Origin of the sequence: Rhodococcus sp. KB6 (assembly GCF_001445685.1) — a bacterium.
In the GTDB taxonomy this organism is placed as follows: domain Bacteria; phylum Actinomycetota; class Actinomycetes; order Mycobacteriales; family Mycobacteriaceae; genus Rhodococcus_F; species Rhodococcus_F qingshengii.
The window spans coordinates 60,751-73,484 of record NZ_LNAK01000023.1 but is presented as its reverse complement, the minus strand read 5'-3'; the positions used below and the strand labels follow the sequence as shown (position 1 = coordinate 73,484).

15 protein-coding genes are annotated in these 12,734 nt (G+C 64.1%); 4 read left to right on the top strand and 11 right to left on the bottom strand.

The genetic code is table 11. From position 1 onward, the window contains the following. The first annotated feature begins 27 nt into the window (after nt 1-27). Together ASU23_RS04775 and ASU23_RS04770 are read left to right on the top strand one after the other, a co-directional pair. Nucleotides 28-891 (top strand): lytic transglycosylase domain-containing protein, encoded by an 864-nt coding sequence (locus ASU23_RS04775; RefSeq protein WP_003945171.1) that lies wholly within the window; start codon nt 28-30, stop codon nt 889-891. Nucleotides 892-915: 24 nt separating this feature from the next. Continuing rightward, nucleotides 916-2,052, top strand: a complete 1,137-nt coding sequence (locus tag ASU23_RS04770) for an Mrp/NBP35 family ATP-binding protein (RefSeq protein WP_003945178.1) — start codon at nt 916-918, stop codon at nt 2,050-2,052. A 64-nt stretch (nt 2,053-2,116) separates the two neighbouring features. Here ASU23_RS04770 and tatB read toward each other — a convergent pair whose 3' ends face one another. The 4 genes from tatB to sigE all read right to left on the bottom strand — a co-directional run bounded on the left by tatB (nt 2,117) and on the right by sigE (nt 5,146). Further along, a complete protein-coding gene (gene tatB, locus ASU23_RS04765; protein ID WP_003945177.1) occupies nt 2,117-2,509 on the bottom strand; it encodes a Sec-independent protein translocase protein TatB in 393 nt (130 codons plus the stop codon). A 74-nt stretch (nt 2,510-2,583) separates the two neighbouring features. After that, the gene (locus ASU23_RS04760; protein ID WP_058037426.1) at nt 2,584-4,062 is read right to left on the bottom strand and encodes a S1C family serine protease; all 1,479 of its coding nucleotides are present in this window, start codon (nt 4,060-4,062) and stop codon (nt 2,584-2,586) included. Between the two features lie 75 nt (nt 4,063-4,137). Continuing rightward, on the bottom strand, nt 4,138-4,497 hold the full coding sequence (locus ASU23_RS04755; protein WP_003945180.1) for a hypothetical protein: 360 nt from the start codon (nt 4,495-4,497) through the stop codon (nt 4,138-4,140). A gap of 52 nt (nt 4,498-4,549) precedes the next feature. After that, the gene (sigE, locus tag ASU23_RS04750) at nt 4,550-5,146 is read right to left on the bottom strand and encodes an RNA polymerase sigma factor SigE (RefSeq protein ID WP_029255812.1); all 597 of its coding nucleotides are present in this window, start codon (nt 5,144-5,146) and stop codon (nt 4,550-4,552) included. Nucleotides 5,147-5,476: 330 nt separating this feature from the next. On the opposite strand from sigE, the gene ASU23_RS04745 reads away from it, so the two are divergent. Continuing rightward, nucleotides 5,477-6,112, top strand: coding sequence for an O-methyltransferase (locus tag ASU23_RS04745; protein WP_007736091.1), 636 nt, complete (start codon nt 5,477-5,479; stop codon nt 6,110-6,112). On the opposite strand, the gene glgC is transcribed toward ASU23_RS04745, so the two are convergent. After that, complete coding sequence (gene glgC / locus ASU23_RS04740; protein ID WP_003945185.1) at nt 6,109-7,323, bottom strand: glucose-1-phosphate adenylyltransferase; 1,215 nt, start codon at nt 7,321-7,323, stop codon at nt 6,109-6,111. The two genes, ASU23_RS04745 and glgC, sit on opposite strands and share 4 nt — an antisense overlap. A gap of 132 nt (nt 7,324-7,455) precedes the next feature. Here glgC and glgA point away from each other — a divergent pair, with 132 nt between their 5' ends. Beyond that, nucleotides 7,456-8,628, top strand: coding sequence for a glycogen synthase (gene glgA, locus ASU23_RS04735; protein ID WP_058037425.1), 1,173 nt, complete (start codon nt 7,456-7,458; stop codon nt 8,626-8,628). 6 nt (nt 8,629-8,634) lie between these two features. Here the strand turns inward: glgA and ASU23_RS04730 are convergent, their stop codons facing one another. From ASU23_RS04730 to folP, 6 genes are all read right to left on the bottom strand, one after another. Further along, on the bottom strand, nt 8,635-9,474 hold the full coding sequence (locus tag ASU23_RS04730) for a putative RNA methyltransferase (RefSeq protein ID WP_058037449.1): 840 nt from the start codon (nt 9,472-9,474) through the stop codon (nt 8,635-8,637). Nucleotides 9,475-9,591: 117 nt separating this feature from the next. Beyond that, on the bottom strand, nt 9,592-9,759 hold the full coding sequence (locus ASU23_RS33210) for a DUF3117 domain-containing protein (protein ID WP_003945169.1): 168 nt from the start codon (nt 9,757-9,759) through the stop codon (nt 9,592-9,594). A 151-nt stretch (nt 9,760-9,910) separates the two neighbouring features. After that, nucleotides 9,911-10,480 carry a DNA-3-methyladenine glycosylase I gene (locus ASU23_RS04725; RefSeq protein ID WP_030536943.1) on the bottom strand — a complete coding sequence of 190 codons (570 nt, stop codon included), beginning with the start codon at nt 10,478-10,480 and terminating at the stop codon, nt 9,911-9,913. After that, a complete protein-coding gene (locus ASU23_RS04720) occupies nt 10,480-10,857 on the bottom strand; it encodes a DivIVA domain-containing protein (protein WP_003945181.1) in 378 nt (125 codons plus the stop codon). Before ASU23_RS04720 ends, ASU23_RS04725 begins: the two co-directional genes overlap by 1 nt. A 32-nt stretch (nt 10,858-10,889) precedes the next feature. Further along, on the bottom strand, nt 10,890-11,831 hold the full coding sequence (locus ASU23_RS04715) for a glucosyl-3-phosphoglycerate synthase (protein ID WP_019749363.1): 942 nt from the start codon (nt 11,829-11,831) through the stop codon (nt 10,890-10,892). After that, nucleotides 11,828-12,727, bottom strand: a complete 900-nt coding sequence (gene folP, locus ASU23_RS04710) for a dihydropteroate synthase (protein ID WP_058037424.1) — start codon at nt 12,725-12,727, stop codon at nt 11,828-11,830. The genes ASU23_RS04715 and folP overlap by 4 nt, the downstream gene beginning before the upstream one ends. Nucleotides 12,728-12,734 lie beyond the last annotated feature (7 nt).

Below are 12,734 nucleotides of genomic sequence, written 5' to 3'. Positions count from 1 at the left end.
CTCGCGGAGGTTCAGGAGGCATACACAGTGGGTCGGCACAGCAAGAAGACAGATTCGCACATCCGTCGAAATTCGGTCATCGCGCTCACCGGACTCATCCCTATCGGACTCGTCACCGCAGCCAACACGGCCGGCGCCGCTCCCAAGGTCCCGTTCTTCAACACCAGCTCCGCCGAAACGGTGGATACCGCCGCACAAGCCACGCAGGAACCGCAGGCGCAGATTCTGCCCGCCGTCGAAGCAATCGCCGAGCCGGCTCCCGCCCCCGCGCCGGAACCCGCGCCGCTGGCTCCCGTGCAGGCAACTCCCCCGCTCCCCGCCTCGATGGCCGAGGGCGCACTCGGAATCCCGAGCGTGAGCGTCGCCGCCTACCAGAACGCCGAGCGAATCCTCGCTGTCGAGAAGCCCAACTGCAACATGCACTGGACGCTCCTCGCCGGTATCGGCCGCGTCGAATCCGGCCACGCCAACGACGGCAAGGACGCCGACGCGAACGGCAACCTCTACAAGCCCGTGATCGGCCTGCCACTCAACGGCAGCCTCCCCGGCCAGGCCGTCATCATGGACACCGACGGCGGCGCCCTCGACGGCGACACCGTCTACGACCGCGCAGTCGGCCCGATGCAGTTCATCCCGTCCACGTGGAACCAGTACGCCGGTGACGGCAACGGTGACGGAATCGCCGACCCGCAGAACCTTTTCGACTCCGCACTGACCACCGGCAAGTACCTGTGCGACGGCGGACTCAACATGCAGGACGTCACGCAGGTTGCCTCCGCGATCCACCGCTACAACAACTCGGCCGCCTACGTCGCCAACGTTCTGGCCTGGTCGCTCGGGTACTCCACCGGCATCGTGCCCGCCGCATCGGACCTGCCGCGCATCCACTGACCTACCTGGACTTACCATGGAGTCATGTCTGTACTGACCGAGTCCGACGTTCGCTCCGCGCTCGCGCGAGTTCTGGACCCAGAGATCCGCAAACCCATCACCGAACTGGGGATGGTCAAGGGGATCTCCCTCTCCAGTGACAACAGCGTCGACATCGGCATCTATCTCACGACCGCCGGCTGCCCGATGCGCACCGAGATCACCGAACGCGTCACCAAGGCCGTCGCCGATGTCGCCGGGGTCGGTGCGATTCGCGTCGAACTCGACGTCATGGACGACGCTCAGCGAACCGAGCTTCGCAAGTCGCTTCGCGGCGATTCCGCCGAGCCCGTCATCCCGTTCGCCCAGCCCGGTTCACTCACCCGCGTCTACGCCGTGGCCTCCGGCAAGGGTGGCGTCGGAAAGTCCAGCGTGACAGTCAATCTCGCGGCAGCAATGGCCGCGCGCGGACTGTCCGTGGGTGTACTCGACGCGGATATCTACGGCCACTCGATCCCCCGCATGCTCGGCACCGACGCCAAGCCGACTCAGGTCGAGCGCATGATCATGCCGCCCGTCGCCCACGACGTGAAGATGATCTCCATCGCGCAGTTCACCCAGGGCAACACACCTGTCGTCTGGCGCGGACCGATGCTGCACCGCGCGCTCCAGCAGTTCCTCGCCGACGTGTTCTGGGGCGATCTGGACGTGCTGCTGCTCGATCTGCCGCCCGGCACCGGTGACATCGCCATCTCGGTGGCTCAGCTCATCCCGAGCGCCGAGATCCTGGTCGTCACCACACCGCAGCAGGCTGCTGCAGAGGTCGCCGAGCGCGCGGGCGCGATCGCCCTGCAGACCCGCCAGCGCGTCGCCGGCGTCGTCGAGAACATGTCCTGGCTCGAACTTCCCGACGGCACCCGTATGGACGTCTTCGGCGAAGGCGGCGGGCAGACCGTCTCCGATCGCCTCACGAAGGCCGTCGGCGCCAAGGTTCCGCTTCTCGGACAGATCCCGCTGGATCCGTCCGTCCGCGAGGCAGGCGACGCCGGGACGCCGATCGTCCTCAGCGCTCCCGATTCACCCGCAGCCATCGCACTCAAGGACATCGCCGACAAGTTGGCCGTCCGTCAGCGCGGGCTGGCCGGAATGTCGCTCGGTATCAACACGGTTCGCAACCTGTAGAACCCCCTCATACGGAAGGGCGCCTGTCACCGATCGGTGACAGGCGCCCTTGCGTATGTCGAATCTAGGTTGCGTCGAAGTCCACAGGAGGACGTTCGCCGGCGGTGAGTGGCTTGTCCTTCGACAGCGTCTTCGGCTCCTGCACTCCGCTCTGCGGCTTCTTGTCGAAGTTGCCCGTGAAGATGGAGTCGTCGCCGTCGAGGAGGTGCTGGGTGATCACAGCGCGCGGCGTCATTCCGCGCAGCTTGTTCAGATCTGCGAGCGGTTTACGCAGATCCTCGAAATCGGTACCCAGTTCTTCCTTGAGCTGATTGGAAGCGCCCGAAGCATATTCGCGCACCTGCCTCAGGGATTTCGTGACCCAGGAGACCGCACCAGGAAGCCGCTCAGGTCCCAAGATGACCAGAGCCGCTACGAGGAGGATCATGAACTCGCCCCAACCGATGTTGCCAAACACAGGGTCAGCCTACTGTGTGCTCGCTCGGTGCGCGCATGTCCTGATCAACCTCACAGGAAGATCGCAGGGGCCGATCAGTCCGACACCGGCGTGACCGAAATGTCGACCTGCCGTCCGTCGCGGATCAACTGAACGTTGACAGGCTGATCGACGGTCGTCGCGTTGACCGCAACCACCAATTCGTCGGCGCTTGTCACCGGTCGGTCACCGACCTTGACGATGACGTCACCCTCGACGATCCCCGCACGTTGAGCGGGGCTGCCGTCGCGCACGTTGGCCACCGCAGCACCACTGGTCGCGTCATTGACCGCGGTGCGGGCATTCACGCCGATGTCGGGGTGATGAACCTTGCCGTCACGGATGATGGTCTGAGCCACCTCGGTGACCGTGTCGATCGGAATCGCGAAGCCGAGCCCGACCGAACCACCGGACTCACTGAGCATTGCGGTGTTGATGCCGATGACGCGGGCTTCGTCGTCGACGAGCGCACCACCGGAGTTGCCGTGATTGATCGCCGCGTCGGTCTGGACGGCGTCGATGACGGCGTTGGTGTCAGTGCCTTCACCCGACAACCGCAGAGGCCGGTTCAGTGCACTGACGATCCCGCGGGTGACAGTCTTGCTCAATCCGAGCGGTGAGCCGACGGCGACGACGTCGTCGCCCACCTGAACATCCTCGGATTTTCCGAGCTGAGCGACCGTCAGATTATTCGCCGACACCTTGAGCACTGCGAGGTCTGTCTTGACGTCACGTCCAACGATCTGGGCGTCGGTCTTGGTTCCGTCGGAGAAGATCACCTGGATCTTCGCGTCCTGAGCGGGCGGAACGGCCGAGGAGATCACGTGGTTGTTGGTGACGATGTATCCGGCGCCGTCGATGACCACACCGGAACCCGTGCTGCCCTGGTCGCCGACGGCGACCTGAATCGACACCACGGATGGCAGTACCGCGTCGGCGACCTTCGCCACCTGAGACTCCGGCTGTTCCCCACCGCCGGATTGAACGAGCGTGACACGTGAGCTGGTGAGTGAACTGCGATCGGCAGTGATGACAGTGGCAAGCAACCCACCGACGAGAGCGATGACAAGCGCAATGCCCGCAAGCGCGGCCAGTGCCGAGGGGGCGACCTTGCGACCGAACAACAGCTCACGCACGTCGAGTTTCTGGGCGGGAGGCAACTGCACCGGCGCCTCGGACTCTGCGGGCTTGCCGAGCGAGACGGCGGATTCAGGATCACGCCACGGATCACGCGGCGTTTCTTCGTCGGGTGTGTTGTTCGCCGACGCCTCGGGATCGCGACCGATCGACTCGGTGGCGTCTGCCGGTCGACCGAACGCTTCGGCCAGAACCGGGTCCGGATTCCCGATCACGACGTCGGAAGACGGGGTCGATCGCGTGGCAATCGGAGTGAACGAGCCCTCGACTCCACTCGGCCGACCGAACACCTGGCGCGAGGCCGGATCGATCTGGGGTCGATAGACCGGACGGGGGTCGAGAACCGGCGCATCTGCCGGTCTGTCCACCGAACCGTTTGCCGAAGAATCCGAACTCACTCCGGAGTGCCCCCTTTTTCCGTCAGTCACATGGTCCAGTATCACTGATCCGCGCCGGGACGCTGGCGCGCGGCGTCATTTGCGCCAGCGACGGGACAACCTCTTGCTGATGGTGGAGAAGCCGGCGGGTTGATTACCGACGGAACTGTCGGCGTTTTCCGAATTCGGCCCGGTAGTCGGACTGTTGCACGAAGGAATCTGGCTGAGAAGTCCCACCAGGGACAACGGCATCGTCATCTCGCCGCTTCGACGCAGCGCACCACGTGCCTGCTGCTGAGCATCGACGGCCGCAGCGCACTCGGCGCAGATCGAGATGTGATGCGAGGCCCGCAAGTAGGCCTGCATTCGGAGTTCTCCGTCGACGTAGGCAGCGATTGCCTCGCTGGCCAGATGTTCGGTCGAACCGAACTGGCGATGTGCCCGCGCCTCCGTCATTCGTCCCTCCAGGTGATTGACCACGTCCCGCTCTGTAGCTCGAACCCGACCGTCAGAAACCGACGAGTTCGGATTCGGCTGCGCGCTGCGCTGCCAGATGATCACGAATCGCCTGTCGCCCACGATGGATACGGCTACGAACCGTTCCGAGCTTCACTCCCAGTGTGGCACCGATTTCCTCGTACGACAGACCTTCGATGTCACAGAGCACGACAGCGGCACGAAATTCAGGTGCGAGCGAGTCCAGTGCGGCTTGCAGACCTGCGTCGAGGCGCGCGTCGTGGTAGATCTGCTCGGGGTCGGGACCGGGCGAGGGAACGCGGTCGTAGTCCTCGGGCAGCGCTTCCATACGGATGCGATTGCGTCGGCGAACCATGTCGAGGAACAGGTTTGTGGTGATGCGGTGCAACCAGCCCTCGAAAGTTCCGGGCTGATAATCGGAGAGCGAGCGGAACACCCGGATGAAGGTGTCCTGCGTCAAGTCCTCGGCGTCCTGGGCATCGCCTGACAACCGGTAGGCCAGGCGGTACACCCGGTCACCGTGCTGACGCACGAGTTCGTCCCAAGACGGCATGGAGGACTTCTCACCAGTTGCATCGAACACAGCAGTGCCGATCAATTCGGAATCCACAGCCGATTCCGTCGTCAAAACTTCCGACTCTCGAGGGCGAGGCTCGTCGTTGACCTGGTAAATAAGTTGATCCTCCTGCTCGGGATCGCGTAGTTCGATCACCGCGTTGTCCGAATCACGTGATGCGCGATATTCGGGAGAACCAGCCGATGCTGTGATTTGTTCCCGATCACCGAGCTGCGAAAGATCAACTTGGTAGAAATCGATACCGCCGTGCGATCTTCGATCCGGCGATGTATACACCTTTTCTCATCGCGGTGTGCACGCCATATGAGGAGCCTGAGGGATTCCTGAGAATCCTGGTGACTGCGCGCCTTGCAGCGACAATCCGAACCGCCCGATAACCTCATGAGCGTGACCCACGCCGAACAGATACTCCGCCACGTCGAGGACGTAGTTTCCGAGGACGAGATTTTGACCGCGGCGCGAGATCGAGCGCTGGATCTCGGAGCCCATCCGGTGACGCCCGCCGTCGGTGCGACGCTCGCGATGTTCGCGAGGATGCTCGACGCGAAGACGGCCGTCGAGGTGGGTACCGGAGCCGGCGTGAGCAGCCTGTGGCTTCTGCACGGAATGCGCGACGACGGCGTCCTGACCACGATCGACAGCGAACCCGAACATCAGCGGGCCGCCAAGCTGACCTTCCGCGAAAGCGGAATCGCTCCGGCACGCACTCGCCTGATCAACGGACGGGCTCTCGACGTGCTTCCCCGGCTCGCGGACGGCGGCTACGACCTGGTGTTCGTCGACTGCGCCGCGATCGACCACCCGCACTACGTCCGCGAAGGTGTCCGCCTGCTGCGCTCCGGCGGTGTCATCGTTCTGCACAACGCCCTGGCCGACGGCCGCGTTGCAGACAGCTCCGCACGCGACGCGACAACGGTTGCGGTCCGAGAAGCGGCAAAGGCCGTGACCGAGGACGAGCGACTCATTCGAGTCCTCCTCCCCCTCGGTGACGGCCTCCTCTGCGCGAGCAAGCTCTAGATCCAGACGCCCTTACCGATGGCGACGACGCCACCCTGACTGACGGCAAATCGTTCGCGGTCACGTTCGAGATCGACGCCGATGATTTCGCCGTCACCGACGACGACGTTCTTGTCGAGGATCGCTCGCCGTACGACGGCACCCTTGCCGATGCGCACACCCGGCATCAGCACGCTGCCCTCGACGGTCGCACCGTCCTCGATCATCACGTTGGAACTGAGTACCGAATTGCGCACGGTCGCCGCGGACAGGATCGACCCAGCACCGACCACCGATTCCTGCGCGAGTCCGCCCTTCACGAACTTTGCGGGCGCGAGATTCTCGGTGGCGCCGCGGATGGGCCAGCGACGGTTGTAGAGATTGAAGATCGGGTGCACCGACACCAGGTCCATGTGAGCGTCGTAGAAGGCGTCGAGGGTACCGACGTCACGCCAGTAGCCGCGGTCTCGATCAGTGGCACCGGGAACGACGTTGTCCTTGAAGTCGTAGACCGACGCCTCACCCGCGGCGACCAAGGCGGGAATGATGTCTCCGCCCATGTCGTGATCGGAATCGGAATTCTCTGAATCAGCGCGGATGGCGTCCACGAGTACCTTGGTGGTGAACACATAGTTACCCATGGACGCGAACGTCGAATTGGGGTCGTCCGGTGTCCCGGGAGGATGGGCGGGCTTTTCCAGGAACTGGGTGATGCGTCCGGACTCGTCACTGTCGATGCAGCCGAAAGCAAAAGCCTCACTTCGCGGTACACGAATACCCGCGACCGTCACGCCTGCCCCGGATTCGATGTGGTGCTGAACCATCTGTTCCGGATCCATCCGGTACACGTGGTCGGCACCGAAAACCACGATGTACTCGGGGTCCTCGTCGTAAACGAGATTGAGCGACTGCAGGATTGCGTCGGCACTGCCGGTGTACCAGCGCGGCCCGAGCCGCTGCTGGGCCGGGACCGGGGTGATGTACTCACCCGCGAACCCGGACAATCGCCACGTCTGCGAAATGTGGCGGTCGAGTGAATGTGACTTGTATTGCGTCAACACACAAATACGCAGATATCCCGCGTTGACAAGGTTGCTCAACACGAAGTCGATAAGTCGATATGCACCTCCGAAGGGCACTGCGGGCTTCGCTCTGTCCGCGGTCAGCGGATACAAGCGTTTGCCCTCGCCCCCGGCGAGCACGATTCCAAGCACATGCGGCTGGCTTCTCACACCGCTAACCTATCCGCACTGGTGAACTCCCGCTAGCGAAGCAGTCCGAGAGGTCCGATCGTGTCCCCCTCCGAACGGTCGGGGATAACGTGATCGGTAGCCGGATCGACCACGGGCGGTTAGGTTTAGCGCGTGCGAGTCGCGATGATGACCAAGGAATACCCGCCGGAGATCTACGGCGGCGCAGGAGTACACGTAACCGAGCTCGTCGCTCAGATGAAACGGCTGTGCGAGGTCGACGTGCACTGCATGGGCGCCCCGCGCGAAGGCGCGATCGTCCACTCTCCCGACCCCGCTCTCGCCGGATCCAACCCGGCCCTGACGACGCTCTCCACCGAACTGCGCATGGCGGACGCCGCGGCCGGTGTCGACATCGTCCACTCCCACACCTGGTACACCGGACTGGCCGGGCATCTCGCGTCGGCTCTCTACGACGTGCCGCACATCCTCACCGCGCACTCACTCGAGCCCAGACGCCCGTGGAAGGCCGAACAGCTAGGCGGCGGCTATCGGATCTCGTCGTGGTCCGAACGCAACGCCGTCGAGCACGCAGACGCGATCATCGCCGTCAGTTCCGGTATGCGACTCGACGTCCTCGACGCGTACCCCGCTGTCGATCCGAGTCGCGTTCACGTAGTCCGCAACGGAATCGACACCGAGGTATGGCATCCCGGGGGATCTGCGCCGGGAGCACAGTCCGCACTCGCGTCGATCGGCGTCGACCCGGCAAAACCCATCGTGGCCTTTGTCGGACGCATCACGAGGCAGAAGGGCGTCGGGCACCTCGTCGCGGCAGCCCACCACTTCGACCCGGAGATTCAGCTCGTGCTGTGCGCCGGCGCTCCCGATACGCCGGAGATCGCCGCCGAGACGGAGAAGGCGGTGGCCGAACTCGCCCGGCACCGGGGCAATGTCTACTGGGTGCGCGAGATGCTCCCGACCGAGCAGATCAGGGAAATACTTTCGGCAGCAACGGTATTCGTCTGCCCTTCGGTGTACGAACCCCTCGGGATCGTCAATCTCGAAGCCATGGCGTGTGAGACCGCCGTGGTCGCTTCCGACGTCGGCGGCATCCCCGAGGTGGTCGCCGACGGCGTCACCGGTCGACTCGTGCACTACAACGCCTACGAGCCGAGCGCATTCGAGGAATCGCTCGCGGCCACCGTCAATGCCGTTGTCGCCGACCGAGAAGGCGCCGACGCGATGGGTCGTGCGGGCAGAATCCGTGCGATCGACGAGTTCTCCTGGGCCGAAATCGCCAAGCAGACGCTCGAGGTCTACGCGGACGCCGTCACGAGACGCTGATCCGCGTCAGATCTTGCGATAGGTCGAGACCGTCGCCGACGCGGTGACGGTACTCGGCTGCGGCAGCTTCGCCACGGCGGCAGCCAGATCGGCGGGCGTCAGGTGTCTCGCCGACGGTCCCATCCCCACCAAGTCGAGGACGTCCTGGTGTGAGAGTGACATCGCGAACTCGACCTCGTCGCTACTCACACGCTCGAAGTATCCGGCCATCGACGATTCGAGACGTTCCACTTTGCGGTCGTCGACCCGGACCATCGCGAGAATGTCGATCAGCTCGTGCAGATGCCTGTCGGTGGGCGTCAGGACCACCAGAACGCCGTCTTCGGCGAGAACTCGATGGGACTGCGGACCGTTACGAGGAGCGAACACACAGAGCACATGAGAGAGCGCTCCGTCGCGAATGGGCAGTGGTTGCCAGACGTCTGCGACGATCGAACCGATTCTTTCGTGGACCTTCGCGGCACGCCGGGCCGCGAACTTGGACACGTCCAACGCTATCGCCCGAGAATCAGGCAGCGAATCCACGACGTGTGCGAGGTATTGTCCTGTGCCTGCGCCGATTTCGACGATCCGCGCGGGATCCGACCTCGCCGTCGTCGCGCAGGCTCGGGTGACGGCATCCATCAGCGGGCCGAAGTGGCCGGCGCCGAGCAATCGTGCACGCGCGGCAATCATCTCGGCACTGTCGCCGGTGAACTTCGTGGCACCGCCACTGATCAGGCTCACGTAACCCTGGCGAGCGATATCGAATCGATGTCCGCGGTCGCACTCGGCGGCGCCGTCCACCAATTCCAGATCAGCAGCACACTGCGGGCAGGACAGAAGATCGATCACGGCGGCAAGCATTGATCCGTCCTTTCGGCTACCGGCGGTGCGCACACACTTCAGGCCCCGTACCGAAACGGATACGGAGCCTGCGTGCAATCACGTGCTGTTGTTTGTACTGCTACAACCTGGACCCGACTAGCTGGTGACGTTCGTGAGTTCCACACCGAGCGCTGCAGCTTCATCCGGGGTCAGCTCGACGACGAGGCGTCCGCCACCCTCGAGTGGAACCCGCATGACGATTCCTCGTCCCTCTTTGGTTGCTTCGAGGGGACCGTCCCCGGTCCGGGGCTTCATGGCCGCCATCCTCTGCTCCCTCCAGATCTGCGCTGCATTGCTCTGCGCCTCGACTAACGGTGCGCCCCGCCAACAATCAGCGAGGCTCGTACCCTCCATTGTTCCCTATGGATGCGGGAACCGGGAATCTGAGTCACATTTAGGGGTGTTCAGTCGACCGTCACACCTGCACCGGAACCCAGCAATCAGCCACGTGATCATCGACCATTCCGGTAGCCTGCATGAGCGCATAAGCCGTGGTAGGACCCACAAACTTGAACCCGCGCCGCTTGAGTTCCTTAGCCATGGCAGTCGACTCGGGAGTGACCGCGGGAACCTCTGCAATTGATGTCAGTCTTCTGGTGCGTCGAGGCGGCGAGAACGACCAGAGTAACGAATCGAGGTCCAGATCGGGCGAATTCACGAGCACTCGGGCGTTGGAAATCGTCGCCTCGATCTTCGCGCGATTGCGGACGATCGCGGCATCGGAGAGCAATCTCTCGACATCCGCAACTCCGTACGCTGCGACCTTGTCCGGATCGAACCCGTCGAAGGCTTCGCGGAACGCCTCGCGTTTGCGCAGAATCGTGATCCACGAAAGTCCCGATTGGAATGCTTCGAGGGCGAGTCGTTCGAACAGTTCGTCGCGCCCGTGCAGCGGACGCCCCCACTCCTCGTCGTGATAGTCGCGGTAGAGCGTGTCGCCGGGCGTCTCGACCACCCAGCCGCACCGAACGAGTCCGTCGGCCATCAGCCCTGGGAATCCTTCGATTCGGATACGGTCTCAGGCTCCTCCTGCGATGCTTCGGCCTTGGCCGGAGCATCCGCTTTCACCAGGACCTCAGACCGCTCGTCACGGCCCAGTTGTGCACGCAGAGAATCGATTTCCAACCCGAGGCGATGCAGGGCCCAATCCACTTCACTCGCCTTGTAGCCACGCAGCACCTGCTGAAAACGCAGCGCGTCGACATCCGCCCCGGTGACGTCCTCTGCCGGGAGTACGGTCGCCGTCGTGCCAGGAGGCAGCGGCGGCAGCTCTTCCGAGCGCCCGAACACAGCGCTGGCGGCGAGGAAGATCATCGCGCCGACCAGTGCCATGACAATCAGGTACAGGAGGATCGTCATCATGGACCGATACTCCCATACCCGAGTGTGAGCGGTCAGACCCCCGCGGTGCGCACTATCGAATTCATCGGGGGTCGATCGAGTAGCGAAACCTCGGTGGTCTCGGGCACGAAAGAATCGCCGTCGACCAGGAATTGGGTCAACCCGGCACCCGAATCCTCGATCCCGCACCGCCGGAGCATCGTTCCGATGATCTGCCGGCTCATCACACCGAGGTCGGCGAGCGGCCGGTTGCGATGCTTGCGCACACCGAGATTGACCTGACCGATCGCCGCCAGCCCCAACGTGTCGTACGTGTCGAGCAGAAGGCCGATCTCGACGCCGTAGCCGGGCGCGAACGGGACAGCGGACAGCAGCTCACGGGTGCCCGCGTATTCACCGCCAAGCGGTTGCAGTACCGACGTGAGTTCCGGCCGCAGCGCGGCCAACATGGGCCGCGCAACCAATTCCGTGACTCGCCCGCCGCCGTTGGCATCCTCCGTGCCGCTCACGCGCAGCGGACGGCGGTAGTAGCCCTTCACCAGATGGATGCCGTCAACCGTGAGCAGCGGCCCCAGCAGTTTGGGCACGAACGCCGGATCGGGATTGATGAGATCGGAGTCGACGAATGCGATCAGATCGCCGGTCGTTGCGGCGACCGAACGCCACAGCACCTCACCCTTGCCCGCGGTCGGCGGGATGGACGGGACTGCGCTCTCACGACTGATCACCGTCGCCCCCGCCGCGCGAGCACGCTCGGCGGTACGGTCGGTCGAACCGGAATCGAGAACGATCAACTCGTCGACCAAACCACCGAGCAACGGATGAATGGTGTCGACCACCGCAGCAACGGTGTCCTCTTCGTTGAGCGCGGGCAACACCACCGAGACGGTTCGGCCGCCCTTCGCCCGTTCAAGTTCTGCGACCGTCCAACTCGGATGGTCCCAACTGTTGGCTTCTGCCCATACGCGGGTCGGGCCCGCACCGGTGATGCTCATGCCAGACCTCGAACCGTACGTACCGGGGCACGGCGTCCCTGGATCGCGGCCACCATGTCGACGACTCGACGGGTGGACGCCACCTCGTGAACACGGAACACCCGGGCGCCGCCCGCCGCGGCCATTGCTGTCGCTGCCAATGTTCCCTCCAACCTCTCGGAAAGCTCCACACCAAGAGTCTCCCCGATGAAGTCCTTATTACTCAGCGCCATCAGCACTGGCCACCCGGTGTTTACAAGAACGTCCACTTTCCGCAACAACTCGAGCCCGTGAAAGGTGTTCTTACCGAAATCGTGGGTGGGATCGATCAGGATCGCGTCACGCGGAACCCCGAGTGCCAGGGCGCGCTCTGCCGCCGACACGACCTCGGTGACCACATCTGCGACGACGTCGTCGTAGCGGACACGATGCGGGCGGGTGCGCGGAACCGCGCCACCCGTGTGCGAGCAGACGATCCCGGCACCAGTCTCGGCAGCAACCAGGACGAGGTCGGGATCCGCACCCGCCCACGTGTCGTTGATCAGGTCGGCGCCTTCGGCGCGTGCCAACCGCGCGACGCCGCTCCGCCAGGTGTCGACGCTGATGATCAGCTCGGGGTACTTGGCTCTGATCGCGGCGACGAACGGAACGACTCGCCTGACCTCTTCGTCGGCGTCGACGAGGTCACCGGGCCCAGCTTTCACTCCCCCGATGTCCACCAGATCGGCGCCTTCTCCGACAGCCCGATCGACGGCAGCCATCGCTGCCGAATCCGAGAACGTCGCGCCCTGGTCGTAGAAGGAATCGGGAGTGCGGTTGACGATGGCCATCACCAGTGCACGGTCGACCGCGACCGGACGCCCACACAGGGTGGGCGCCGGACCTGGCTGCGCGGTAGAACCGGGGAGTGAAGACATGCCACTC

Excerpts from the sequence above, each read along its gene's own strand:
- ASU23_RS04770 (WP_003945178.1), top strand. The coding sequence starts at position 916 with ATGTCTGTACTGACCGAGTCCGACGTTCGCTCCGCGCTCGCGCGAGTT.
- ASU23_RS04755 (WP_003945180.1), bottom strand. The coding sequence starts at position 4,497 with ATGACGGAGGCGCGGGCACATCGCCAGTTCGGTTCGACCGAACATCTG.
- ASU23_RS04745 (WP_007736091.1), top strand. The coding sequence starts at position 5,477 with ATGAGCGTGACCCACGCCGAACAGATACTCCGCCACGTCGAGGACGTA.
- ASU23_RS04730 (WP_058037449.1), bottom strand. The coding sequence starts at position 9,474 with ATGCTTGCCGCCGTGATCGATCTTCTGTCCTGCCCGCAGTGTGCTGCT.
- ASU23_RS33210 (WP_003945169.1), bottom strand. The coding sequence starts at position 9,759 with ATGGCGGCCATGAAGCCCCGGACCGGGGACGGTCCCCTCGAAGCAACC.
- ASU23_RS04725 (WP_030536943.1), bottom strand. The coding sequence starts at position 10,480 with ATGGCCGACGGACTCGTTCGGTGCGGCTGGGTGGTCGAGACGCCCGGC.
- ASU23_RS04720 (WP_003945181.1), bottom strand. The coding sequence starts at position 10,857 with ATGATGACGATCCTCCTGTACCTGATTGTCATGGCACTGGTCGGCGCG.
- ASU23_RS04715 (WP_019749363.1), bottom strand. The coding sequence starts at position 11,831 with ATGAGCATCACCGGTGCGGGCCCGACCCGCGTATGGGCAGAAGCCAAC.
- folP (WP_058037424.1), bottom strand. The coding sequence starts at position 12,727 with ATGTCTTCACTCCCCGGTTCTACCGCGCAGCCAGGTCCGGCGCCCACC.